Genomic DNA, 2,197 nt, shown 5'->3' with positions numbered 1-2,197 from the left:
GCCTCGACGAACTCATCGACCCACCACCCTTCTGACACTACGAGGGCCGCACCGGGCATGACCGGCGCGGCCCTCGTCGTGGCCCGGGTGGGGCCACCAGTGGGTCAGACGAAGCGGCGGCTGATCTTCTCGGGCAGGAGCGTGAGCAGCGGCCCGATCGCCTTCCACGGCTTGGCGGGAACCAGCGCGCGGGTGGGCTCGGCGTCGATCGTCTTGACCAGCGCGTCGACGCCCTCGTCGAACTCGGTCATCAACGCGGTCTTCACCGACCGGTTGATGTCCGTGCGGATATACCCCGGGAGAATGTCCGTCACCTTGATCCGGCTGCCCGCACTGTCCAGCTCGGCGTAGAGACCCTGCGCCAGGGCCGAGACGAACGCCTTGGTCGCGCCGTAGGTGTTCTGCGCCTTCGGCATGCCGCGCAACGAACTCACCGACGAGATGAACACCAGGTGCCCCTCACCCCGGGTGAAGAGCCGCTCCATCGCCGCCTCGGCCTGGTTCAGCGTCCCCACCACGTTCACCATGGCGGTCTCCCGGTTGGCGTGTGCCTTCCCCGTGCCGATCGAGGCGCCCTTGCCCAGCCCGGCGTTGAGTACGAACCGGTCGATGCCGCCGAGCTCGGCGTCCAGCTCGCCGAACACCCGCTCCACCGCGTCACCGTCAGCCACATCGAGCTCGCGGACCGCCACCGTGATCGAGGGATTCGCCGCCAGCAGTTCGGCTCGGAGCTCCTCCAGGCGGTCCAGGCGCCGCGCGCACAGCGCGAGGTTCTTCTCCTGCGCGGCCCAGCGGCGGGCCATTCCCTCCCCGAGGCCAGAGCTGGCACCGGTGATCAGAATCGTTTTGCGGTCGGTCACGAGTTCTCCTCCGTTGGCGATGCGCCCAGTGTGGCACGACGCGGCTGGCAGGACGGGCAACGGTAGGCGATGCGATCCAGGGAGTCGCTCGGTTCGTCCGGGTCCGCGAGTCCTCCGAGACGGAACGTCTCCACCTCGGTCCCGCACCGGCGGCACGGCTTGCCGTCGCGGCCGTACACCCACAGCTCGCGCCCGCGCCGGGTGTCGCCGGTCGTCACCCGGACTGTGCGGTCGGCGTTGGCCACCAGCATCCGCCGCGCCAGTGTGACCATCGCACGGAGGTCCGGCACGACCTCGACCGGATCCCGCGGGTCCACCCCGCGCAGGAAACACAGCTCCGCCCGGTAGACGGTCCCGATCCCGGCCAGATTGCGCTGGTCGAGCAACGCCTCGCCGATCGTACGAGTGGGTCGCTCGCTGATCCTCCGCACGACCTCGTCTGTGCTCGTCACCGGGTCCCAATCCGCGCTGAGGAGATCGGGCCCGAGGTGGCTGACGGCGCGGTCGGCCTCGGCGGGGGTCAGTGCGCGGAGCAGTCCGAGTTCCGTGCCCACCACCTCGACGTCACCGGCACGCAGGAGCAGCCGGACGGTGTGCGCGGGGAACCGCCACCGGTCCCCCGCACGCAGGACGTGGATGCGGCCCTCCATCTTGAGGTGGATGTGGAGGGTGACGGGGTCACGGCCCTCATCGTCGGGGCCGACGACGACGAAGAGGTGCTTCCCCCGGGACCGGGCCGTCACCACCGACCTGCCCGCGAGATCGACGGCGGCGAATCTCGGTACACGGAGCTCGCTCCTGTCCAGGGTGCGGCCGGCGAGGGCCTCGCGGACCCGCGCCGCAGCCCGGTGCACCGAATCACCCTCGGGCACGGTTCACCACCCCAGTTCGCGGCAACCGACGACCCCGGCGGTCTCGATCTGCACCGTCACGTGCTCGATCCCGTGCTCCTCCAGGAGGACGCGCCGAGCCTCGCCGAGCACCTCTGAGTGATCTGCGACCGAGTCGACCACCAGGTGCACGGTACCCACGTCCATTCCCGAGGTCAGTGTCCACAGGTGCAGGTCATGGACCTCCTCGACGTCACGCAGGGCTCCGAGCTGGGCCTCCACCTCCACCGGATCGACTCCGACGGGTGCGTGCTGGGCGAGGACCGCGACCACCTGCCGTCCGAGCACCACCGCGCGGACCACGATGAACACGGCGATCGCCACCGCGACCACCAGGTCCCACACCGTCGACCCGGTCGCCCGCATGAGCAGCGCCGCCACGATCACACCGACGGACCCTGCCGCATCGGCGAGCACCTCGAGGTACGCGCCACGCACTGCCAGACT

General features: G+C 70.2%; 3 protein-coding genes. All 3 read right to left on the bottom strand.

Annotated features, from left to right (window positions below):
• Positions 1-104: 104 nt before the first annotated feature.
• Complete coding sequence (locus G6023_RS13490; RefSeq protein WP_069389274.1) at positions 105-860, bottom strand: SDR family oxidoreductase; 756 nt, start codon at positions 858-860, stop codon at positions 105-107.
• On the bottom strand, positions 857-1,732 hold the full coding sequence (locus G6023_RS13485; protein ID WP_069389275.1) for a DNA-formamidopyrimidine glycosylase family protein: 876 nt from the start codon (positions 1,730-1,732) through the stop codon (positions 857-859). The genes G6023_RS13490 and G6023_RS13485 overlap by 4 nt, the downstream gene beginning before the upstream one ends.
• Before the next feature lie 3 nt (positions 1,733-1,735).
• A partial coding sequence (locus G6023_RS13480) for a cation diffusion facilitator family transporter (protein ID WP_182635998.1) occupies positions 1,736-2,197 on the bottom strand: 462 nt, incomplete at its 5' end.

Origin of the sequence: Dietzia sp. DQ11-71 (genome assembly GCF_014144995.1) — a bacterium.
Lineage (GTDB): Bacteria > Actinomycetota > Actinomycetes > Mycobacteriales > Mycobacteriaceae > Dietzia > Dietzia kunjamensis.
This window is presented reverse-complemented; position numbering and strand designations above follow the sequence as displayed.